General features: G+C 72.1%; 20 protein-coding genes and 1 tRNA gene. 5 read left to right on the plus strand and 16 right to left on the minus strand.

Features of this window, described 5'->3' with window-relative positions; genetic code table 11:
* Genes IEX42_RS07435 through IEX42_RS07445 form a run of 3 tightly spaced genes read right to left on the minus strand, consistent with a single transcriptional unit; the run spans position 1 to position 2625 of the window.
* The gene (locus tag IEX42_RS07435; protein WP_188779205.1) at positions 1 to 804 is read right to left on the minus strand and encodes an ABC transporter permease; all 804 of its coding nucleotides are present in this window, start codon (positions 802 to 804) and stop codon (positions 1 to 3) included.
* Positions 797 to 1966, minus strand: a complete 1170-nt coding sequence (locus IEX42_RS07440) for an ABC transporter ATP-binding protein (RefSeq protein ID WP_188779206.1) — start codon at positions 1964 to 1966, stop codon at positions 797 to 799. Before IEX42_RS07440 ends, IEX42_RS07435 begins: the two co-directional genes overlap by 8 nt.
* Positions 1963 to 2625 (minus strand): ABC transporter permease, encoded by a 663-nt coding sequence (locus IEX42_RS07445; protein ID WP_229660693.1) that lies wholly within the window; start codon positions 2623 to 2625, stop codon positions 1963 to 1965. Before IEX42_RS07445 ends, IEX42_RS07440 begins: the two co-directional genes overlap by 4 nt.
* A gap of 197 nt (positions 2626 to 2822) precedes the next feature.
* On the opposite strand from IEX42_RS07445, the gene IEX42_RS07450 reads away from it, so the two are divergent.
* On the plus strand, positions 2823 to 3743 hold the full coding sequence (locus IEX42_RS07450) for an ABC transporter substrate-binding protein (RefSeq protein WP_229660694.1): 921 nt from the start codon (positions 2823 to 2825) through the stop codon (positions 3741 to 3743).
* Here the strand turns inward: IEX42_RS07450 and IEX42_RS07455 are convergent.
* Positions 3703 to 5064, minus strand: a complete 1362-nt coding sequence (locus tag IEX42_RS07455) for a cystathionine beta-synthase (protein WP_188779208.1) — start codon at positions 5062 to 5064, stop codon at positions 3703 to 3705. The genes IEX42_RS07450 and IEX42_RS07455 overlap by 41 nt on opposite strands.
* A 47-nt stretch (positions 5065 to 5111) precedes the next feature.
* Between IEX42_RS07455 and IEX42_RS07460 the strand changes: the two genes are divergently transcribed.
* A complete protein-coding gene (locus IEX42_RS07460) occupies positions 5112 to 6260 on the plus strand; it encodes an SGNH/GDSL hydrolase family protein (protein ID WP_188779209.1) in 1149 nt (382 codons plus the stop codon).
* A gap of 121 nt (positions 6261 to 6381) precedes the next feature.
* Here IEX42_RS07460 and IEX42_RS07465 read toward each other — a convergent pair whose 3' ends face one another.
* From IEX42_RS07465 to mfd, 12 genes are all read right to left on the minus strand, one after another.
* On the minus strand, positions 6382 to 7269 hold the full coding sequence (locus tag IEX42_RS07465; RefSeq protein WP_188779210.1) for a Bax inhibitor-1/YccA family protein: 888 nt from the start codon (positions 7267 to 7269) through the stop codon (positions 6382 to 6384).
* A 141-nt stretch (positions 7270 to 7410) separates the two neighbouring features.
* Positions 7411 to 7483 (minus strand) — tRNA-Leu (locus IEX42_RS07470).
* A 23-nt stretch (positions 7484 to 7506) separates the two neighbouring features.
* Entirely contained in the window at positions 7507 to 8331 is an 825-nt protein-coding gene (locus IEX42_RS07475) for a uracil-DNA glycosylase (protein ID WP_188779211.1), read from the minus strand.
* Positions 8328 to 9686 carry a YhjD/YihY/BrkB family envelope integrity protein gene (locus IEX42_RS07480; RefSeq protein ID WP_188779212.1) on the minus strand — a complete coding sequence of 453 codons (1359 nt, stop codon included), beginning with the start codon at positions 9684 to 9686 and terminating at the stop codon, positions 8328 to 8330. Before IEX42_RS07480 ends, IEX42_RS07475 begins: the two co-directional genes overlap by 4 nt.
* A 25-nt stretch (positions 9687 to 9711) precedes the next feature.
* Positions 9712 to 10644, minus strand: a complete 933-nt coding sequence (locus tag IEX42_RS07485) for a Ppx/GppA phosphatase family protein (RefSeq protein ID WP_188779213.1) — start codon at positions 10642 to 10644, stop codon at positions 9712 to 9714.
* A gap of 153 nt (positions 10645 to 10797) precedes the next feature.
* Positions 10798 to 11283, minus strand: a complete 486-nt coding sequence (locus IEX42_RS07490) for a DUF501 domain-containing protein (RefSeq protein ID WP_188779214.1) — start codon at positions 11281 to 11283, stop codon at positions 10798 to 10800.
* Complete coding sequence (locus tag IEX42_RS07495; RefSeq protein ID WP_188779215.1) at positions 11280 to 11768, minus strand: FtsB family cell division protein; 489 nt, start codon at positions 11766 to 11768, stop codon at positions 11280 to 11282. The genes IEX42_RS07490 and IEX42_RS07495 overlap by 4 nt, the downstream gene beginning before the upstream one ends.
* 7 nt (positions 11769 to 11775) lie before the next feature.
* Positions 11776 to 13059: a phosphopyruvate hydratase gene (gene eno / locus IEX42_RS07500; protein ID WP_188779216.1), complete on the minus strand. Its 1284-nt coding sequence runs from the start codon at positions 13057 to 13059 to the stop codon at positions 11776 to 11778.
* 96 nt (positions 13060 to 13155) lie between these two features.
* Positions 13156 to 13752 carry a class I SAM-dependent methyltransferase gene (locus tag IEX42_RS07505; RefSeq protein WP_188779217.1) on the minus strand — a complete coding sequence of 199 codons (597 nt, stop codon included), beginning with the start codon at positions 13750 to 13752 and terminating at the stop codon, positions 13156 to 13158.
* 10 nt (positions 13753 to 13762) lie between these two features.
* The gene (locus IEX42_RS07510; protein ID WP_188779218.1) at positions 13763 to 14401 is read right to left on the minus strand and encodes a nucleoside triphosphate pyrophosphohydrolase; all 639 of its coding nucleotides are present in this window, start codon (positions 14399 to 14401) and stop codon (positions 13763 to 13765) included.
* Positions 14398 to 15084, minus strand: a complete 687-nt coding sequence (locus tag IEX42_RS07515; protein ID WP_188779219.1) for a hypothetical protein — start codon at positions 15082 to 15084, stop codon at positions 14398 to 14400. The genes IEX42_RS07510 and IEX42_RS07515 overlap by 4 nt, the downstream gene beginning before the upstream one ends.
* The gene (gene mfd / locus IEX42_RS07520; RefSeq protein ID WP_188779220.1) at positions 15081 to 18647 is read right to left on the minus strand and encodes a transcription-repair coupling factor; all 3567 of its coding nucleotides are present in this window, start codon (positions 18645 to 18647) and stop codon (positions 15081 to 15083) included. Before mfd ends, IEX42_RS07515 begins: the two co-directional genes overlap by 4 nt.
* A gap of 318 nt (positions 18648 to 18965) precedes the next feature.
* Here mfd and IEX42_RS07525 point away from each other — a divergent pair, with 318 nt between their 5' ends.
* The 3 genes from IEX42_RS07525 to IEX42_RS07535 are packed head-to-tail and all read left to right on the plus strand — an operon-like array spanning position 18966 to position 20531.
* Positions 18966 to 19406, plus strand: coding sequence for an SRPBCC domain-containing protein (locus IEX42_RS07525; protein ID WP_188779221.1), 441 nt, complete (start codon positions 18966 to 18968; stop codon positions 19404 to 19406).
* A gap of 22 nt (positions 19407 to 19428) precedes the next feature.
* Complete coding sequence (locus IEX42_RS07530; RefSeq protein ID WP_188779222.1) at positions 19429 to 19785, plus strand: ArsR/SmtB family transcription factor; 357 nt, start codon at positions 19429 to 19431, stop codon at positions 19783 to 19785.
* Positions 19782 to 20531, plus strand: coding sequence for a DUF899 family protein (locus IEX42_RS07535; protein ID WP_188779223.1), 750 nt, complete (start codon positions 19782 to 19784; stop codon positions 20529 to 20531). Before IEX42_RS07530 ends, IEX42_RS07535 begins: the two co-directional genes overlap by 4 nt.
* The last annotated feature ends 118 nt before the right edge of the window (positions 20532 to 20649 follow it).

The raw sequence follows: 20649 nt of genomic DNA on the forward strand, positions 1-20649 counted from the left end.
TCAGATTCCCTTCGGTCGGAAGACCAGCTCGAGCACCTGCCCCAGCCACTCGATGAGGAGGGCCAGGAGGGCGATCAGGACGGCGGCGGCGACGATCACCGGGAAGCGGAAGAGGGTGATGCCGGTGTTGAGCAGTCCACCGAGCCCGCCGCCGTTGATGAACGTCGCCAGCGCTGCGGTGCCGACCAGCAGCACCAGCGCGGTGCGCACTCCGGACATGATGACCGGCAGGGCCAAAGGCAGCTCGATGCGACGCAGCACCATCAGGTTCGACATGCCGATCCCACGTCCGGCCTCGACCAGCGTCGGGTCGACGGCCTGCAGGCCGACGATGGTGTTGCGCAGCACCGGCAGCACGGCGTAGAGGACCAGCGCAACGATGGCGGTCCAGAAGCCGAAGCCGAACCAGATGGCCAGCAGCACGATCAGACCGATCGCGGGGGCGGCCTGCCCGGCATTGGCCACGCCGACCACCACCGGCGCCGCGCGCTTGAGGCCTGGACGGGTCAGGGCGATGCCGAGCGGCACGGCGATGACGACGGTGATCATCGCACCCACGGCGGTCAGGACGACGTGCTCGCGCAGCTGGATCCAGATCGAGTTCCAGGGCAGCGCGTTGGTCTCGACGCTGTCCAGCGTCGCGGTGTTGCGCCAGATGGCGAAGGCCACGAAGCCGACGACCACGATCAGCGGGATCCCGAACAGCTCGATCAGCTGCTCGGCGTCCAGCTTCGGCCCTCGCTTGCGGCCGGTGCGCTCGCGCGCATCCGCCTGGGCGTTGGGGGCGGTGGCCACGTCAGCCATTGCTCACCTCGTGGGCCTTCTCCTGCATGGCGCGCATCTGGTCGGTGACCGAGGTGAAGTCGACGACCCCGAAGTAGGCGCCGCCGGCGTCGGTGACCACCGCGCCACCGTGGCCGTTGACGAGCATGACGTCGAGCGCGTCGTTCAGGGTCGCTCGTCGGTCGATCGCGTCGGGTGCGTGCTCGGACTGCACGATCTTCTCGCCCTTGAGCTGACGCAGCCACGGCCACCCGACCGGGCGGTTGCGCTCGTCGAGCACGACCACCGAGCGGTGACCGGCGGCCTGCGCGCGCTGGATGACCTCGGCGGAGGACTCGCCGATCTTCGCCGTGGTCTGCGGGAAGGTGCCGACCTCGTCGACGCGGGCCAGCGAGAGCTGCTTGAGCGCCGAGCCCGATCCGACGAAGTCCTCGACGAACTCGTTGGCCGGGCTGCCCAGCACCACCTCGGGGGTGTCGTACTGCGCCACCTGCGCCCCCTCCTGCAGGATCAGGATCCGGTCGCCCATCTTGATGGCCTCGTCGATGTCGTGGGTGACGCAGACGATGGTCTTGCGCAGCTCGCGCTGGATGGCCAGCAGCTCGTCCTGGAGCCGCTGGCGGGTGATGGGGTCGACGGCGCCGAACGGCTCGTCCATGAGCACGACCGGCGGGTCGGCGGCCAGACCGCGGGCCACGCCCACGCGCTGCTGCTGACCACCGGACAGCTCGCGCGGGTAGCGGTCGCGGTAGCGCGACGGGTCCAGGCTGACCAGGTCGAGCAGCTCGTCGGTGCGCTTCTTGATCCGGTCGTCGTCCCAGCCGAGCAGCTTGGGCACCAGGGCGATGTTCTTGGCCACCGTCATGTGCGGGAAGAGGCTCCCGCCCTGGATGACGTACCCGATGGTGCGGCGCAGCTCGTCCGCGCTGCGCTTCCTGGAGTCCTCGCCACCGATCATGATCGTGCCCGAGGTGGGCTCGATCAGCCGGTTGATCATCTTCAGCGAGGTGGTCTTGCCGCACCCGGAGGGCCCGACGAACATCGCGATCTCACCGGCGGGGATGGTCAGCGTGAGGTCGCCGACCGCGGCGACCTTCTGGCCGGCGTACTGCTTGGTGACGTTCTCGAGCCGGATCTCGGCTCCGGTGACGGAGCCGGAGGAGGTAGCAGTGGTCTCGCTCATGCGACGCGGATTCCCTTCGAGATGGTGAGTCGTCCGAGGATGATCAGGAGCAGGTCGAGGATCAGGGCCAGGACGATGATGGCGACGGTGGCGACGAAGACGTTGTTGAACGCGTTGGCGCCGCCGTACCCGGTCAGACCGGTGAAGATGAACGTCCCCAGGCCGGGGCCGAGGACGTAGGCCGCGATCGCGGCGATGCCCATCGACATCTGGGTGGAGACGCGGATGCCGGCCAGGATCACCGGCCAGGCCATCGGGATGCGGACCTTGTACAACGAGGTGAACTCGCTCATGCCCATGCCCTTCGCCGACTCCAGCAGCGTCGGGCTGACCCCTTGGAGACCGACCACCGCGTTGCGCAGGATCGGGAGCACCGCGTAGAAGGTGACCGCGATGATCGCCGTGCCGTCGCCGATCTTGGACACCGGGATCAGCAGACCGATCAGGGCGAAGGACGGGATGGTCAGGCCGATCGCGCTCACCGCGTTGGCGACGGGCTCCAGCTTGGGGAGCCTGGTCACGAGGATCGCGATCGCCACCGCGATGATCGTCGCGAAGACCACGGCGAGGAACACCAGGTAGACGTGGTTGAAGCCGTTGATCAGGAGCTGGGATCGTCGTTCGACGATGAAGTCCCACACAGTCGGGTACCGCCTCACGGGTCAGGTGTCGTCAGTTGTCGTCGGGAAGTCGAGCTGATCGAGCAGGCTGAGCCCGGTGCACTTCTCGGGCCGTGGCTGTCGGTCACCACATCACACTTGACGTGTCCGCGAGGCTCTGAGGGCCGATCCGACCGAATGGTTGCCATGTCGTTATCAACGCAGGCTCATCACCACCCCCGAGGATGTGGCGCGCCGTGAGCGACGTACGGCGGATCGTGTCGCTGCTGCCGTCGACCACCGAGATCTGCTTCGCCCTCGGCGTCGGTGACCGCGTCGTCGGGCGGACGTTCGAGTGCGACCACCCCTCGGCGGCGCACCGGATCCCGGTCGTCTCCACCACCACGATGCCAGCGTCGGTGTCCGCCGCCGGGAGCGCTGCGATCGACGCCTGGGTGAGCGACGCCGTCGCGCGCGGCGAGGACCTCTACCGGCTCGACGCCGGTGCGCTGCGCTCCATCGACCCCGACCTGGTGCTGACCCAGGACCTCTGCGCGGTCTGCGCGGTCGACGTCGCGTCCGTCGACGACGCCCTGACCCACCTCGGCTGCACCGCGGACGTGCTCACCCTCGACCCCCGCACGCTCGAGGAGGTCCTGGCCAGCATCGCCACGGTCGCGGACCGCACCGGTGTGGCGGCAGCAGGCGCGGCACTGGTGGCCACGCTGCGCGAGCGCCTGGACGTCGTACGACGTCGGGTCCGCGGTCGGACGCGACCGCGGGTGGCCGTGCTGGAGTGGACCGACCCGCCGTACGCACCCGGGCACTGGCTGCCCGAGCAGGTCGACGCCGCGGGCGGTGACCCGGTCCTCGGACGCGCGGGTGAGCGGTCGGTGCGGGTGACGTGGGAGGACGTGAGCACGTGCCGGCCGGACGTGGTCGTCTGCGCGCCCTGCGGCTTCGACCTGGCTGCCGCCCGCACGCTCGCGGAGCAGGCCCGGGCGCAGCTGCCGGACGTACCGGTCTGGGCGGTCGACGCGGACGGGTGCTTCGCCCGGCCCGGACCGCGGCTGGTGGACGGGGTCGAGACGCTGGCCGGGATCCTGCACCCCGACGGCCGCCCGCCGGCCGGGGCCCTCAGGGTCGGGCGAGGAACGCGAGCAGGTCCTGGCGGGTGAGCACGCCGACGGGGCGACCGTCCTCCTGGACCAGGAGCGCGTCCGCATCCTCGAGCCGCTGCACCGCGTCGGCGACGGGCACCGAGGCGCCGACCGTGGGCAGGGCTGCGCTCATGTGCTGCTCGACCGTGTCGACCAGGGCCGCGCGACGGGTGAACAGCGCGTCCAGCAGCACCCGCTCGGAGACCGACCCGGCGACCTCGGCGGCCATCACCGGGGGCTCGGCACGCACGACCGGCATCTGCGAGACGCCGTACTCCTGGAGGATCTGCACCGCCTCGGCGACCGTCTCGCCGGGGTGGGTGTGCACCAGCGCCGGGATGTCGCCGAGCTTGCTGCGCAGCACCTCGCCGACCGTCTGGTCGCCGGCGGAGGGCAGGAAGCCGTACTGCGCGAGCCAGTCGTCGCTGAACACCTTCGTGAGGTAGCCGCGACCCGAGTCGGGCAGCAGCACCACGATCACCGCGTCGGGGTCGTCGAGCTCGTGCGCGAGCTGGACCGCGGCGTACGCCGCCATCCCCGACGAGCCGCCGACCAGCAGGCCCTCCTCACGGGCCAGGCGCCGGGAGAAGGCGAACGAGTCGGCGTCGGAGACCTCGATGACCCGGTCCGCAACCGTGCGGTCGTAGGTCTCGGGCCAGAAGTCCTCGCCGACGCCCTCGACGAGGTACGGCCGGCCGGTGCCGCCGGAGTAGACCGAGCCCGCCGGGTCGGCGCCGACCACCTGTACCGGGCCCTGCTCCTTCAGGTAGCGACCGGTGCCGCTGATCGTGCCGCCGGTGCCGACGCCGGCCACGAAGTGCGTGATCCGGCCCTCCGTCTGGCGCCAGATCTCCGGACCGGTGTCCTCGTAGTGCGAGCGCGGGTTGTTCGGGTTGGCGTACTGGTTGGGCTTCCAGGCGCCCGGCTCCGCAGCCAGCCGGTCCGAGACCGAGTAGTAGGAGTCGGGGTGGTCGGGCTCGACCGCGGTCGGGCAGACCACGACCTCGGCGCCGTACGCCCGCAGCACGTTGCGCTTGTCCTCGCTGACCTTGTCGGGGCAGACGAAGGTGCAGGAGTAGCCGCGCTGCTGCGCGACCAGTGCCAGGCCGACCCCGGTGTTGCCGGAGGTCGGCTCGACGATGGTGCCGCCGGGCTGCAGCTCCCCCGACGCCTCCGCGGCGTCGACCATGCGGACCGCGATCCGGTCCTTCACCGACCCGCCGGGGTTGAGGTACTCGACCTTGGCCAGCACGAGGCCCTTGGCCCCGTCGGTGCTGCGGTCGAGGCGGACCAGCGGGGTGTTGCCCACGAGGTCGAGCAGGGACTCGGCGTACTCCATGAGCCGACGATATCTGTCTGTCACTCGCGCCTCCCTAGGCTGTCCCCATGGCCGACGACGAGAGGACGCTGCTGCCCAGGCACCCGCTCGCCCGGGCCGCCGTGGCCGGAGGTGGCGGCGCGGCGGCCGCCGGGGTCGGGCTCCTCGGTGTGGCCGTGGCGGAGGCGCGGATCGCCCGCCGGGTGATCGGCGTGACCGACGACCCGGTGCCCGACGCGACCGGCTGGTACGGCGGGTCGCGCCCGCGCCCGGCGCTGCGGATCGCGCTGCTCGGCGACTCCAGCGCGGCCGGCTACGGGGTGTCCCGGGTCCAGGAGACCCCCGGCGCCTACCTCGCGGCGGGGGTCGCCCGCTGGGCCGACCGACGGGTCCACCTGCGCGCGTTCTGCCGCGTCGGCGCCCGGTCCTCCGAGCTGGCCGGTCAGGTCGAGCGGGCCCTCGAGCGCAGGCACACCCCCGACGTCGCGGTGATCCTCATCGGGGCCAACGACGTGACCCACGCCGTCCCGGTCGCGACCTCGGTGCGCCTGATCGCCCGCGCGGTCCACACCCTGCGGGAGGCGGGCGTCGAGGTCGTCGTCGGTACCTGCCCCGACCTCGGCACGATCCGACCGATCCCGCCGCCGCTGAAGCAGATGGTGCGACTGTGGTCGCGACGGCTGGCCGCCAGGCAGACCGTCGTGACGGTCCGCGAGGGCGGCCGTTCGGTGTCGCTGGGCTCGATCCTCGGACCGGAGTTCGACGCCGCGCCCGCGGTGTTCTTCGGGCCGGACCGGTTCCACCCCTCGGCCAAGGGGTACGCCTCCCTCGCGGCCGTCCTCATCCCGTCGGTGCTCTCCGCCGTCGGCGCCGGCCCCGAGGACGAGACGCACCCGGCCGCGCAGCGCGGCGAGGGCGTCCTCTCGGTCGAGCAGGCCGCCGCCGACGCAGCGCGGAACCCGGGCACCGAGGTCGGCGGCTCACCGCACTCCCCCGCCGGTGGCGGCGGTCGCTGGGCCACCCTGAGGCGCCGGCGCCGGCACGCCCCGGAGGAGGGCACACCCACCGAGCAGGAGGAGCAGCCGGGTCCCGAGGACGCCGGCGACACGGCGAGCACAACTGAGCCGACCGTCGAGGAGCGCATCGTCGCCCACCTCGACGACGCCACCTCCCGTCTCGACCAGATCGTCGTCGAGGAGCTCGGCCCGGGCGTCTGACCCGAGCCGGCAGTTGTGTACGACCGGGTGTGCAGGAAGTGCCCGGTCGGCGAATCGACGACGAACGGCCCCGGTCCCACCTCCGCGAGGTGGGCCCGGGGCCGTCGTGGGACGTCAGTGATCAGTCGCCGCGCAGGATGGCCAGCAGGCGGAGCAGGTTGACGTAGATCATCACCAGGCTGACCGTCAGCCCGAAGGCCGCGCGCCAGGACTCGCGCTCCGGGAGCTGGGCGTCGATGCCGCGCTCGACGAAGTCGAAGTCCATGATCAGCGAGAAGATCCCGAACACCAGGATCGCGACGCTCATCAGCAGGCCCAGCGCGCCCATCCCGTTGAAGCCGATGGCGCTGTTGAACATCCCGAGCACGAAGTCGAGCACGATCAGGCCGACCAGGCCGAAGCCCGCGGCGACCATGCCCTTGCGGAACCGGTCGCCGACCTTGATCCCGAGGAACTTGTACGCGGCGAGGGTGCCGGCCAGGGCGCAGACGGTGCCGATCACGGCGCCGGTGACGATGCCCTGCCCGAACGCGGCGTTGTAGGTCTTGCTCAGCGCGCCGATGAACACGCCCTCGACCAGCGCGTACGCGAGCACCAGCGCCGGGCTGATCGTCTTCTTGAACGAGGTGACCATCGCGAGGCCGAAGCCGACGATGGCCGACACGATCGTGATCGCGTAGAGGCTCGTCGCGGCGCGGCCCTGCAGGTCGAGCGCGGGAGTGAGGAACCACGTCAGTGCCGCCGCGGCGACGACGAGCAGCAGCGTCAGCCCGGTCTTCTGCACCACCGAGTCCAGGGTCATCCGGCCCTGGTCGGCACCGTGGGTGCTGGGGATGCCGTAGTCGCTGCCGGAGTACGGCGCCTGGGTTGCGGTCCCTGCACCGGTGCTCCAGGACGACGGCGAGCCGTAGCCGGCGTCCCCGCCCTGGGCGGAGCCGCTGCCCGGCTTGAAGCCCTCGGCGCGGTTGAAGACGGGGTTGCTGGACTGGAAGACGTTCCTGCGTGCCATGTGTGGTCTCCTCCTTGGAGGCCGGGTGTGGCCCACCGGCTCTGGTGGCCACCGACGGCTCGAGCCTATCGGGCCGTGCACAGGGTGTAACGCCGATCGCCGAGGTTTGGTTCCGCCCGGCGGCTGCGTCCATGGACCGGGTGCCCCGGGTGGGGGTCGAACCCACACTGGGAGGTTTTTAAGACCTCTTCCTCTGCCGTTGGGATACCGGGGCCGTGCCGGGCACCGGGGTCGACGCTAGTCGAGTCCGGCGATCCCACGCGCCCGCCGGAGCACCGCGTCGAGCATGTCGGCGGTGAGCCGGCCGGTGTAGGTGTTGTGCGGCGAGGGGTGGTAGCAGCCGACGACGGTGAGGTCACCGGCCCGCTCCTCGACCGCGTGGCCGAACCTCGGCAGGGGGCGGGGGACGTCGACGCCCGCGTCGCCCAGCGCCGTCCACGCCGCTCGCCAGCCGATGGCCCCCAGGCAGACCACCGCGCGCACGCTCGGCAGCAGCAGCGTCAGCTCGCGCCGCATCCACGGGGCGCAGGTGTCCCGCTCGACCGGGGTCGGCCTGTTCTCCGGCGGTGCGCAGCGCACCGGGTTGAGCAGGCGTACGTGCTCGAGCCGCTGCCCGTCGCCGGCGTACGTCGACGTCGGCTGTGCCGCGAGACCCGTGCGGTGCAGCGAGGCGTGCAGCCAGTCGGCGGACAGGTCTCCGGTGAAGTTGCGGCCGGTGCGGTTCCCGCCGTGCGCGGCCGGCGCGAGCCCGACGACGAGGATCGACGGCGTGGCCGACCCGAAGCCCGGGGCCGGGCGGCCCCAGTACGGCTCGTCGGCGTACGACGCCCGCTTGGTCACCGCGGCGTCCTCGCGCCAGGTCACCAGCCGCGGGCAGGCGCGGCAGACCGACAGCCGGGCGGAGACCTCGTCGAGCGAGGCCCTGGCCGCGAGCCGGGCCACTCCCCCAGGCGTACGAGCGACCCGCGTGTCCGGCGTCGCGAGGTCACCCGGCCACCCGGCACCCGGCGGCACCGGGCTGGCGAACGGCTCGCCGGTGCCGGGGTGCGGCAGCAGACTCATCGGTACGGCCGGTCCTCCATCTGCCCGCCACCGAGGAACGACTCGCGCACCTCGCGGTGCGCGGCGACGACCTGCTCCTGCTTGCTCGCGCGCTTGCGGATGGTCCGGTCGTCGCGCACGGGCAGCTGCAGCGAGACCTCGGCCAGCAGCCCGCCCTGCAGCTGCCGGTGGCGCTCCAGCTCGGAGTCCAGCTCGGCACCGAAGAGCAGCGCGAGGTTGGTCAGCCACAGCCAGAGCAGGGCGACCACGGCACCGGCGACGGAGCCGAAGGTGCGGTCGTAGGAGCTGACGTTGGCGACGTAGAACGCGAAGGCCGCCGAGGCCAGCAGCCACACCACGATCGCCACGAAGGCGCCGGGGCTGAGCCACCGGAACTTCTGCCGGGCGTTGGGGGTGGAGCGGTAGAGGATCCCGACGAGCGCGATGACGATCAGCGCCAGCACCGGCCACTTGGCGATGTTCCACACCGTGACGGCGGTGCCCTCGAGCCCGAGGACGTCGCCCACCGACCTCGCGACGGGTCCGCTCACGACGAGGATCACCAGGGCGACCGCGACGAGCAGCACGGTGACCAGCGTGACCAGGATCTGCGCGGGTCGCAGCTTCCAGACGGGGCGGCCCTCCTCGACCTCGAGGATGCGGTTCATCGCCCGGCCGAAGGCGCCGACGTACGCCGAGGCCGAGAACAGCGCCACCACGACGCCGACGACCAGCCCGACACCGGCGACGTCGCTGCGGGTGAGGTTCTCCAGCGCGTTCCGGATCTGCTCGAGGGTGTCCTGCGAGACCAAGGGGCGCGCGACGTCGGCGATCTTGTCGACGTAGCGCTCCGGGTCGCTGACCAGGCCGAGGATGGAGAGCAGCGCGAGGGCGGCCGGGAAGATCGAGAGCACGGCGTAGTACGTCAGTGCCGCCGCCAGGTCGGTGCACTGGTCGCGGCCGAACTCACGCACGGCCGAGCGGGCCGCGCGCCAGGCCGAGGGGCGGCGCGGGTCCGGGCGGTCGTCGACCGCCCGTCCGCTGCGGGCGCGGCGCTCGCGCTCCTCGGGCGTCAGGTCCCGCGTGACGGCGACGGCCTGGGTCGCCTCCGCGTCGGGTGTCGGCTCGACCACGGGTCGCGCCGCGTCGGGCTCGGCAGGGCCGGTCGGCTCGGCGTCGCGGCCGGGTCCGTCGAGCGCCGTGACGGCGGTGTCGTCCGCCGGGCGAGCAGGCTGCTCGGCAGGCTCCCGCTCGGGTCGCCGCTCGTCGAGATCGATGCCGACGCTGCGGATCGGCGCGGTCGAGCCCGGCTCGTCCACGGCGGGCCGGTCCTCGGTCACGTCGGCGGCGTCGCTGCCCTTCCTGCGTCCGAACACGGCTCGCTTCCCTTCTGCGCGGCGCTCACTCGACGAGCGACCAGGCGATCCCGTCCAGGATGTCTGCCTCGGAGACCAGGAGCGACGCGACACGCGAGCGACGGAGCACCCGATCCAGGATCAGCACGCCTGCGGAGATGACGTCGGCGCGCCCCGGATGCATGAACGGCAGCTCGCGACGCTGCTCGACGCTCATCGTCAGCAGCTGGCTCAGCGCACCCTGCACGGCGGCCGTGCCGATCACGCTGTGGTGCAGGATCGTGCGGTCGTAGTGGTCGAGGTCGAGCACCATCGCGGCCGTCGTGGTGATCGTTCCCGCGACCCCGATCACCGCCGCCGCATCCCCCGGGTCGACGCGGCAGGAGTCCAGCGCGAGGTCGATGTCGGCGACAGCCGCCTCGACCTGCTCCTCGGTGGGCGGGTCCTGGGCGAGGTGCCGCTCGGTGAGTCGTACCGACCCGATGTCGAGGGAGTGCGCCTCGAGCACCTCGCCGTCCGCCGTGCCGAGGATCAGCTCGGTGGAGCCACCGCCGATGTCCAGCACGAGGTACGGCGCCTCGAGCCCGGCGGCCAGGCTCCGCGTCGCCCCGGCGTACGACAGCCGTGCCTCCTCCTCGCCCGCCAGCACCTCCGGGCGCACCCCGAGCCGCTGTGCCACGCCGTCGCTGAACGCCTCGGCGTTGTCCGCGTCCCTGGCCGCGGACGTCGCGCAGAAGCGGACGCGCTCGGGCGGGACGGAGTGCTCGGCGATGATCGCGGCGTACTCCTCCACCGCCGCCAGCACCCGCTCCAGCGCCGCGTCACCGATCCGGCCGGTGCGGTCGACGCCCTCACCGAGCCGCACCATCCGCATATCCCTGACCAGCTCGACCTCGGGCGTGCCGTGGGCGTCGGGGTCGAGCTCGGCCACCAGCAGCTTGATGGTGTTGGTCCCACAGTCGATCGCCGCCACTCGCATGGGACCAGCCTGCCGTACGGGTCTCGACGAGCTCGACCGCCGTGCTCACCGCCACCACCGGAGGTTGAGCCTGTCGACACCCCACCAGGTCTCGACGTCCTCCCTCGCGGGCGCTCGCTGCTCGACCACCCGCGCCGCACCGCGCACGTGCGGCTACTCGCGCGGGACGCAGGGGCCGCTCGACCACCACTCGCCGAGCGCGTCGAGGACCTCGTCGCCGAGGACGTTGACGCCGGGGCCGGCGGCGAGGGCGTGGGCCGCGAGGACGTGCAGGCACTTCACCCTGTCGGGCATGCCGCCGGCGGAGACCCCGGCGATCTCGGGCACGTCGCCGATCTCGGCGCGCGCGGCGAGGTAGGCCCGGTGCGCCTCGGCGTACGACGACGCCAGGTCGGGGTCCTCCCCCAGGCGCTCGGTCATCTCCCGCATCGTGCCGTCGGCCTCGAGCGTGCCGATCCGCGAGGCGGCGCGCGGGCAGGTGAGGTAGAAGGTCGTCGGGAACGGCGTCCCGTCCTCGAGCCGCGGCTCGGTGACGACGACGTCGGGCAGCGAGCACGGACAGCGGTGACCCACGGCGTGCACCGACCGCGGCGGCCGGCCCAGCTGAGCGGCGACCGCCTCGGTGTCCTCGGGGCTCACTCTCCGGGAGTCTTCTTCGTGATGGTGCCGACCGGGGCGCGCTCGGTCGGCGGGTGGTCAGCGTTCTGGAGGGACGAGTACTGCTTCGACCACCACGGCGTCGCCTCGGACTTCGCCACCTGCGAGGGGTCGGCCAGCCGGTCGCCGGAGTCGAGCAGGTGCCCGTTCTCGTCGATCACCTGGTACGCCGTCTCGCCGGGCATCACCCAGCCCAGCCGCTCCCGCGCCTGGGTGCGGACGTAGTCGTCGTCCTTCCAGCGCTCGTTCGCCTTCTCCAGCCGGTCCACCTCCGTCTGCGAGGCGGTGATCTGGCTGCGCAGGTCGGCCAGGTGCGAGCGCTGCTGGAGGTACGCCTTCATGCTCGAGGCGTACGAGACCAGCAGCACGGCCAGCACCAGCGCGACCACGAGCGCGCGCGGGGTCAGCCGAGGGCGGCGGCCACTCGCCGCCGACGCCTCCCGTGCCGTCCCGCGTGCTGGAGCCACCCTCGGCTCAGCCCTTCCCGAGTGCGCGCGGGAAGGCGGCGGCGCCGGCGTACCGGGCGGCGTCGCCGAGCTCCTCCTCGATGCGCAGCAGCTGGTTGTACTTCGCGACCCGGTCCGAGCGGGCGGGCGCGCCGGTCTTGATCTGGCCGCAGTTCGTGGCCACGGCGAGGTCGGCGATCGTGACGTCCTCGGTCTCGCCGGAGCGGTGGCTCATCATGCAGCGGTAGCCGTTGCGGTGCGCGAGCTCGACCGCGTCGAGGGTCTCGGTGAGGCTGCCGATCTGGTTGACCTTGACCAGCAGGGCGTTGGCCTGCCCGCCGTCGATGCCGCGCTGGAGCCGCTCGGGGTTGGTGACGAACAGGTCGTCGCCGACGATCTGCACGCGCCCGCCGAGCTGCTCGGTGATCGTGCGCCAGCCGTCCCAGTCCTCCTCGTCGAGCGGGTCCTCGATGGAGACGATCGGGTAGGCGTCGACGAGCTCGGCGTAGTACGCGGTCATCTCGGCGGCGGACTTGGTGCCGCCCTCGAAGGCGTAGCTGCCACCGTCGAAGAACTCGCTGGCCGCCACGTCCATCGCCAGCGCGATGTCGGTGCCCAGCCTCAGCCCGGCCGCCTGCACGGCCTCGCCGATCAGGTCCAGCGCGGCGCGGTTCGACTCCAGGCTCGGGGCGAAGCCGCCCTCGTCGCCGAGACCGGTGGAGAGCCCCTTCTTCTTCAGCACCGACTTCAGCGCGTGGTAGACCTCCGCGCCCTGGCGCAGCGCCTCGGCGAAGCTCGGCGCACCGACCGGGGCGATCATGAACTCCTGGACGTCGACGTTGGAGTCGGCGTGCGCGCCACCGTTGAGGATGTTCATCATCGGCACCGGCAGCAGGTGGGCGTTCGGGCCGCCGACATAGCGGTAGAGCGGGAGCTCCGCCGACTGCGCGGCGGCCTGCGCGACCGCCAGAGAGACGCCGAGGATCGCGTTCGCGCCGAGCGCGGCCTTGTTGGGCGTGGCGTCGAGGTCGATCATGATCCGGTCGATGGCCCGCTGGTCGGCAGCGTCCTCGTCCTCGATGGCCGGGCCGATCTGGTCCAGGACGGCCGCCACGGCCTGCTGGGTGCCCTTCCCGAGGTAGCGGTCGCCGCCGTCGCGCAGCTCGACCGCCTCGAACTGGCCCGTCGACGCGCCGCTGGGCACCGCGGCGCGGCCCTGCGCGCCGTCGTCGAGGAACACCTCGACCTCGACCGTGGGGTTGCCACGGGAGTCGAGGATCTCGCGGGCGTGGACGTCTTCGATCAGGGCCACGGGGCTGCTCCTGCTGCGGGGGACGGGGTCGCAGCCCACCCTAGCGACGCCGCGCCGCCCGTCGTCGTACGACGCGCAGCCCACCCCCGACCGGTCTCAGCGGGGCAGGCAGAGGAAGAACGTCCGGGTGCGGAGGTAGTACGGCCGCCACGGCAGGATGTCCCACCCACGCTCGTGCAGCATCCGCTGCAGCTCGCGCTGGGTGGGCCAGAAGGAGTCGTCGTTGCCGAACGAGGACCGCGGGTCGTGCTGCTTGTCCTGCTCGGAGTAGAGCCGGCCGCGGTAGCCGTCGACCGTGGTGATCTCACTGAGGTCGAAGGCGGCGTCACCGGGCACCGCGACGTGGGTGTCGAGGATCATCGCGGTCCCCACCGAGCGGTCCAGCAGGGAGAGCTGGTCGGCCAGCGTGAGGTGGTAGAAGAGCCCGAGGTTGATGATCAGGTCGTAGCCCTGGCAGTCGGTGGTGCGGATGTCCTCGACCCGCCACTCGATCCGGTCGTCGTCGGGATAGCGCTCGGCGCGCGCGTCGACCGCGGTCACCTGCCAGCCCTGGTCCGCGGCACGCACGGAGAAGCCTCCGTGCCCGGCGCCGAGGTCGAGCGCACGTCCCGGCGGGAACATCGCCAGGAGCCGGTCGAAGCGGTGGATCCGCTCCTGGTTGGTGCTGAGGGCAGGTCGCTGCTGGTCGCTCACCGGCACGACCCTAGCCAGAGACCCGGCGGCGCACGGCATCGCGGAGCGCCTGCTCCGCGTCGAGACCCGATGCCTGGGCCTCGACGGCGAGCGCCAGCAGGCGCTCGCCCAGGTCGCCGTCGTCCGCGGCGGCGAGGTCCGCGTGCACCGGCCGCCCGGCGCGACCCATCCGGTCGATCACCTTGTCGGCGTACAGCAGCGCGGGCAGTGAGGCGGGCAGCCCCTCGGTGGGGTGGGAGCGCTGCTTCTCGGTGCGCTTGATGTTCTCCCACGCCTCGTTGATCTCGTGGGGGTCCTGGTCGGCGACCGGGGTGGCGCCGCTCCCGGCACCGAAGACGTGCGGGTTGCGGCGTACGAGCTTGGCGGCGAGGTCCGCCGCGACGTCACGGACGTCGTAGCGCCCGGCCTCGGCGTCGATCGCCGCGTGGAAGTACACCTGGAGCAGCAGGTCGCCGAGCTCCTCGCGCAGGTGGGTCCAGTCGCCGGTGCGCTCGCCCTCGTCGATCGCCTCGAGCGTCTCGTGCGTCTCCTCGAGGAGGTACCGCGCCAGCGAGCGGTGCGTCTGGGCCGACTTCCACGCGCACTCGGCGCGCAGGCGCGCCATCAGCGCGACCAGGTCCTCCAGGGGAGAGTCGGCCGGGGTCGTCACGCGCAGCGCTGCGGGACCGGAAGCGCGGACACGTACGACGCGCTCGGCTGCTGCGAGGCCGACTGCTTGGCCGCGGCCGAGACCGGCTCGGAGACCGAGGCGTCGCGCAGCTTCAGCTGCCCCTCGTCGACGGTGAGGTTGTAGCGCGGATCGAGGCTGACGTCCGGGCCGCTCTTCGCGGCCCAGGCGGAGATCACCTGCGCGCCCGCGGTGGTCGCCTGCTGGGCCGCCGCGCCCACCGCACTGCCCGACAGACCGAGGTCCTTCGCCCCGACCTGCTGCTGGACCAGCTGACCGCGGTTGACCAGGTCAGCGATGTCCAGCAGGGCGTCGCGCTCGGCCCCGGAGACCCGCTTCCCCTTCAGCTGGTCCTCGAACTGGGTCCGGACCTGGCTCAGCGCCGAGGCGTCGACGCTGACGTCGTGGGTACGGGCGTAGCGCAGGGCCTGCTGGGACTGGACCACCACCGCGAGCGTCGACTGCGCGATCGCACCGCGCGAGGTGGGCTGGGCCCCCTGCCCGGACCCGGCCAGCGCGCACTGCGCCTGGGTGACGTCGTCGAGGGTGTCGCGCGAGAGCGTGTAGTCGCCGACCTTCAGCGCCGTCCCGGGCTGGGTGGCGCACGAGGAGAGCAGCAGCCCGGAGGACAGCGCAGCGGCCAGGACGAGACGGGTGCGGCTCACGAGACGGGTCCCTTCGCGGGGTCGATCACGGCGTCGATCACCTGCCGGCACCAGGCCAGCAGCTCCTCGTCGCGAGGCTGCTCCCCGCCGATGGTGGCGGCAAGTGGTCGGGGTACGAGGATGGTACGCACGGGGGCCTTGACCAGGCTCTTGGGGTAGAGCCGCTGCAGACGTACGGTCGCGGACTCGGCCAGCTCGACCGGGCCGAAGCGGACGTACTTGCCCTGGGTCTGGACCTCGGTGACGCCGGCCTGCCGGCACCGCGCTCGGAAGCTGGCCACGGCGAGGAGCCGGGTGACCTCGGCCGGCATCGGACCGTAGCGGTCGGTCATCTCCTCGGCCAGCGCCCGCACGTCGTCGTCGGAGCGGACCTCGGAGAGCCGCTTGTACATCTCCAGGCGCAGCCGCTCGGAGCCGATGTAGTCGTGCGGCAGGTGCGCGTCGACCGGGATCTCGATACGGACCTCGTCGAGCTGCTCGGGCTGTGGGCCACCGGCGGTCTGGGCGCGGTACTCCCCCACCGCCTCGCCGACGAGGCGGACGTAGAGGTCGAAGCCGACGTCGGCGATGTGGCCGGACTGCTCGCCGCCGAGCAGGTTGCCGGCGCCGCGGATCTCCAGGTCCTTCATCGCGATCGCCATGCCCCCACCGAGGTCGGAGTGCTGCGCCAGCGTCGCGAGCCGCTCGTGCGCGGTCTCGGTCAGCGGCTTCTCCGTCGGGTAGAGGAAGTACGCGTACGCCCGCTCGCGGCTGCGCCCGACCCGCCCGCGCAGCTGGTGCAGCTGGGAGAGACCGAGGGCGTCGGAGCGCTCGATGATCATCGTGTTCGCGTTCGAGACGTCGAGACCCGACTCGACCAGCGTCGTGCACACGAGCACGTCGAAGCGCTTCTCCCAGAAGTCGACCATCACCTGCTCGAGCTGACGCTCGTTCATCTGCCCGTGCGCGGTCGCGACCCGCGCCTCGGGGACGAGCTCCTTGAGGTGCGCGGCGGCCTTCTCGATCGAGTTCACCCGGTTGTGGATGTAGAAGACCTGACCGTCGCGCAACAGCTCGCGGCGGATGGCGGCGGTGACCTGGCGGTCCTCGTACGCCCCGACGTACGTCAGCACCGGGTGCCGCTCCTCCGGCGGGGTGGCGATCGTGGACATCTCGCGGATGCCGGTGATCGACATCTCGAGCGTCCGCGGGATCGGCGTCGCGCTCATCGACAAGACGTCGACGCTGGTGCGCAGCCGCTTCATCTGCTCCTTGTGCTCGACACCGAAGCGCTGCTCCTCGTCGACCACGATCAGCCCGAGGTCCTTGAACCGCACGTCGGGGTTGAGCAGGCGGTGCGTGCCGATGACGACGTCGATCGAGCCGTCGGCGGCACCGGCCATCACCTCGGCCGCGTCCTTGTCGGACTGGAAGCGGCTCAGCGCCTTGACCGTCACCGGGAAGCCGGAGAACCGCTCCTCGAAGGTGGCGAGGTGCTGCTGCACGAGCAGCGTCGTCGGGACGAGGACGACGACCTGCTTGCCGTCCTGCACGGCCTTGAACACCGCGCGCACCGAGATCTCGGTCTTGCCGTAGCCGACGTCGCCGCAGACCAGCCGGTCCATCGGCACGACCTGCTCCATGTCGTGCTTGACCTCGTCGACGGTGGTGAGCTGGTCGGGCGTCTCGGCGAAGGGGAACGCGTCCTCCAGCTCGCGCTGCCAGGGGGTGTCCGGGCCGAAGGCGTGGCCCCGGGTGGCCTGGCGGGCGGCGTACAGCTTGATCAGCTCGGCCGCGATCTCCTTGACCGCCTTGCGGGCGCGGCCCTTGCGCTTGGCCCAGTCGCCGCCGCCGAGCCGGTCCAGGGCCGGCTGCTCGCCACCGACGTACCTCGTGACCTGGTCGAGGGTGTCGGCCGGGACGAAGAGCTTGTCCGCGGGCTGACCGCGCTTGGAGGCGCCGTACTCGAGCACGAGGTACTCCCGCATCGCGCCCTGCACCTCGCGCTGCCGCATCTCCACGAACCGCCCCACGCCGTGCTGCTCGTGGACCACGTAGTCGCCGGCCTTGAGCTCGAGCGGGTCGATCTGCTTCTTGCGGCGCGCGGGCATCTTGCGCATGTCGCGGGTCTGCGCGCGCTGGCCGAGGACGTCCTCGCGGGTGAGCAGGGAGAGCCCGACAGCGGGGACGGTGAGGCCGTGGTCGAGCGCGCCACAGGTGACCGTGACGCTGGCGGAGTCCGGCTCGTGGGTGAGGTCCTCGACGAGCTTGGCGGGGACGTCGTGCTCGCCGAGCACCTCGACCATCCGCTCGGCGGGGCCGACGCCCTCGGAGAGGAGGACGACCCGCGTGCCGGAGGAGAGCGCCTTCCGGATGTCCTCGATCGCGCGCTCGACCTGACCGCGGTACTCCTCGGCGGGCTGGGCGTCGACGGTGCGCGCCTCCGGCGCCTCGGGGTCGATGGTGAGGGTCCCCGGCTCGTCGCCGTTGCCCAGCCCGAACGGACTCAGCGACCACCACGCCTGCCCGGCCTCCATCGCACCTTCGCGGACGTCGCGCAGGTCGCGCAGCGAGGCGGCGCCGAGGTCGATCGGCGACTCCCCGCCGGCGGCCGCGGCCGCCCAGCTCGCGCCGAGGAACTCCTCGCTGGTCGCCACCAGGTCGTGCGCCCGGGTGCGTACCCGCTCGGGGTCGGCCAGCAGCACGGTCGTCGTCGCCGGGAGCAGGTCGGTGAGCATCTCCATCTCGTCGACCAGGGCGGGGCTCAGCGACTCCATGCCCTCGACCGCGATGCCCTGCGCCATCTGCTCGGTGAGGTCGCGCAGCTCGGGGTGGGCCTCGCCCAGGGCACGAGCGCGCTCGCGGGTCGTCTCGTCGAGGATCAGCTCGCGGCACGGCGGCGCCCACAGCCGGTCGACCGGGTCCATCGTGCGCTGGTCGGCGACCGCGAAGGTACGGATCTCGTCGACCTCGTCGCCGAACAGCTCGAGGCGCAGCGGGTGCTCCTCGGTGGGCGGGAAGACGTCGATGATCCCCCCGCGGACAGCGAACTCACCGCGTCGCTCCACCAGGTCGACGCGCGAGTACGCCGCGAGGGCGAGGCGGCGTACGACGTCCTCGAGGTCGGCGGTGTCGCCCTTCGCCAGCTCGACCGGCTCCAGGTCGCCGAGACCCTCGACCTGCGGCTGCAGCACCGAGCGGATCGGGGCGACCACCACGTCCAGCGGCCCGTTGTCCTCGCCCGTGCCGGGGTGCGTGATCCGCCGCAGGACGGCGAGCCGACGTCCGACCGTGTCGCTGCGCGGGCTCAGCCGCTCGTGCGGGAGCGTCTCCCAGGCCGGGTAGTAGCCGATCCGCGCGGGGTCGACCACGTCGCTGAGCACCTCGACCAGGTCCTCGGCCTCGCGGGCCGTCGCCGCCACGACCAGCACCGTCCGGCCGGCGTCGACCAGCCCCCTGACCACGAACGGCCGCAGCGCGCCCGGCCCGGTCAGGTCCAGTGCCGCGACGGTCCCGGCGTCCTCCATCGCCTGCGCGAGGGTCGGCTCGGTCAGGACCAGACGGCTGAGTCCGGAGATGCTCACACGGTGCCTCTCTGTGCTGTGGGCGCACGCGCTGCCACCCCCGATCCGGGACGGAACGGGGGTGCGGGTGCTGCTGGTCGCAGTCTACGAGCGTCGTGCCACGCGCCCATCGCCTGCCGGGGTGTGCGACAGCGAGCGGGTCCACCGACTGTCACACGTCCTCGACGACGGCGTCGCGGCCCGCCCTCGGCGACCACGCGGGTGCCGGAGCCGCACAGCACGAGGTTGCGACAGTCGGTACACGTCGCCCTCTTGTCGCAACTCTGAGGTTGCTATACGTTGATGCAACCATTTAGTTGCTACTTTTCGGAGGTCGTCATGGGTTTCCCCGATCGCATCGAGCGCAGCGTCGAGCTGCCGCTGTCACCGACCGAGCTCTGGCCGGTCCTCACCACCGCCGAGGGGCTGTCGTCGTGGTTCCCCGAGTCCGCCGACGTCGACCTGCGACCGGGCGGCGCCGCCACCATGACGTGGACCGAGACACATGCGCCGACCATGCGTGTGGAGCAGGTCGAGGAGCCGCGGTTGTTCGCGTTCAGCTGGCCGCTGGACGAGAACGGGGTCGACACGCTGCCTCGGACGTACGTCGAGCTCACTCTCCAGGCGACCGCGGACGGCACCCGGCTGACGGTCGTCGAGAGCGGCTTCGCGCAGCTGCCGGAGGACCGCTACCAGTCGACGTACGACGGCCACCGGGACGGCTGGGAGCGTGAGCTCGGCGAGCTGGTCGACCACGTCCTCGGCCTCGTCCGCTCCTGAAGTGGCCACCGACCCACCAGGAGTGCCCGGCGAGGTACCCGACGGTCTCGACGAGGTGGCGCACCACGTGTTCGCCGCGCTGGCAGACCCGACACGGCGCGCGATCCTGACCGAGCTGGCCCAGACGGGACCGCTCACGGCGACCGACCTGGCCTCGCGGCTGCCGATCACCCGGCAGGGCGTCGCCAAGCACGTCGCCCTGCTGGTCGAGGCCGGGCTGGTGGTGCCCGAGCCGGGAGAGGGCCGTCGCGTGCGACACCGGCTCGACCCCGCACCGATGCGGGTGGCCGAGCGCTACCTCGTCGTCCTCGCGCGCGACTGGGACGGCCGGCTGGAGCGCCTGCGCGACCACGTCGAGGAGTCGAGGAGCACGACATGAGGTACTCCCGGGTGCCCGAGGACGCGACCCTCCCCGCGGTCGTCGAGCGCGACGAGCGCGAGACGCGGCTGGAGGACCTGCGGGGGCGCGAGAAGGCACACAGCAGGGAGGGCGACGCGATCGCGGCCGAGCGACGCCGCCTGCCGATGGTCGAGGTCGACGCCTCGCTCGAGCTCGTCGGACCGCAGGGCACGACGACGCTGCTGGAGGCCTTCGACGGGCGGCGCCAGCTGCTGGCGTACTTCGCGATGTGGCACACCGGAAGCCCGGCGAGCGAGCAGTGCCCGGGGTGCACGTGGTGCATGGCCCACCTCGGCGAGCTGTCGTACCTCCACTCGCGCGACATCACCGTCGCCGTGCTCGCCCAGGGGCCGTACGACGAGGGTCGCCGCTACCGCGACTTCATGGGCTGGTCGGTGCCGTGGTACTCCGCGCTGCCCTCGCTGGACCGGCTGCTCGTGGGAAGGGCCCGCGGGATGATGCACCTGGTGTCGTACGTCCGGTGCCGGGACCGGGTCTTCGAGACGTACTGGACGACGCGACGGGGCGTCGAGGTCCTGGACAGCAGCTACCGGCTGATGGACCTGACCGTCTGGGGCCGGCAGGAGCGCCACGAGGACTCCCCTGACGGCTGGCCACAGGGGTGGCACAACGTGGACGGCGAGCACGTCCTGTGTCACGACGGGCGCCCGATCGCGCAGTGGGCGCGCGTGGAGTCGGGATGCGACGACTCGCTGACCGGGTGACGCCGGCGTCGAGATCTGGATCGACGACAGGGTCGACCTCTCGCGAGGCCGGTCGCCCGGCTCGCCGTCGCAAACGCACTCGTCGTAGGGTCGAGGACTTGGGTACGTCGAGAGGCGA

This window comes from Marmoricola endophyticus, assembly GCF_014644415.1.
Taxonomy (GTDB): Bacteria; Actinomycetota; Actinomycetes; order Propionibacteriales; family Nocardioidaceae; genus Marmoricola; species Marmoricola endophyticus.

Bases quoted from the DNA above. Each gene is read 5' to 3' on its own strand.
- IEX42_RS07535 (WP_188779223.1), top strand. From the start codon at position 19,782: ATGAGGTACTCCCGGGTGCCCGAGGACGCGACCCTCCCCGCGGTCGTC.
- IEX42_RS07435 (WP_188779205.1), bottom strand. From the start codon at position 804: ATGGCTGACGTGGCCACCGCCCCCAACGCCCAGGCGGATGCGCGCGAG.
- IEX42_RS07465 (WP_188779210.1), bottom strand. From the start codon at position 7,269: ATGGCACGCAGGAACGTCTTCCAGTCCAGCAACCCCGTCTTCAACCGC.
- IEX42_RS07440 (WP_188779206.1), bottom strand. From the start codon at position 1,966: ATGAGCGAGACCACTGCTACCTCCTCCGGCTCCGTCACCGGAGCCGAG.
- IEX42_RS07485 (WP_188779213.1), bottom strand. From the start codon at position 10,644: ATGCGAGTGGCGGCGATCGACTGTGGGACCAACACCATCAAGCTGCTG.
- IEX42_RS07525 (WP_188779221.1), top strand. From the start codon at position 18,966: ATGGGTTTCCCCGATCGCATCGAGCGCAGCGTCGAGCTGCCGCTGTCA.
- IEX42_RS07455 (WP_188779208.1), bottom strand. From the start codon at position 5,064: ATGGAGTACGCCGAGTCCCTGCTCGACCTCGTGGGCAACACCCCGCTG.
- IEX42_RS07460 (WP_188779209.1), top strand. From the start codon at position 5,112: ATGGCCGACGACGAGAGGACGCTGCTGCCCAGGCACCCGCTCGCCCGG.
- IEX42_RS07475 (WP_188779211.1), bottom strand. From the start codon at position 8,331: ATGAGTCTGCTGCCGCACCCCGGCACCGGCGAGCCGTTCGCCAGCCCG.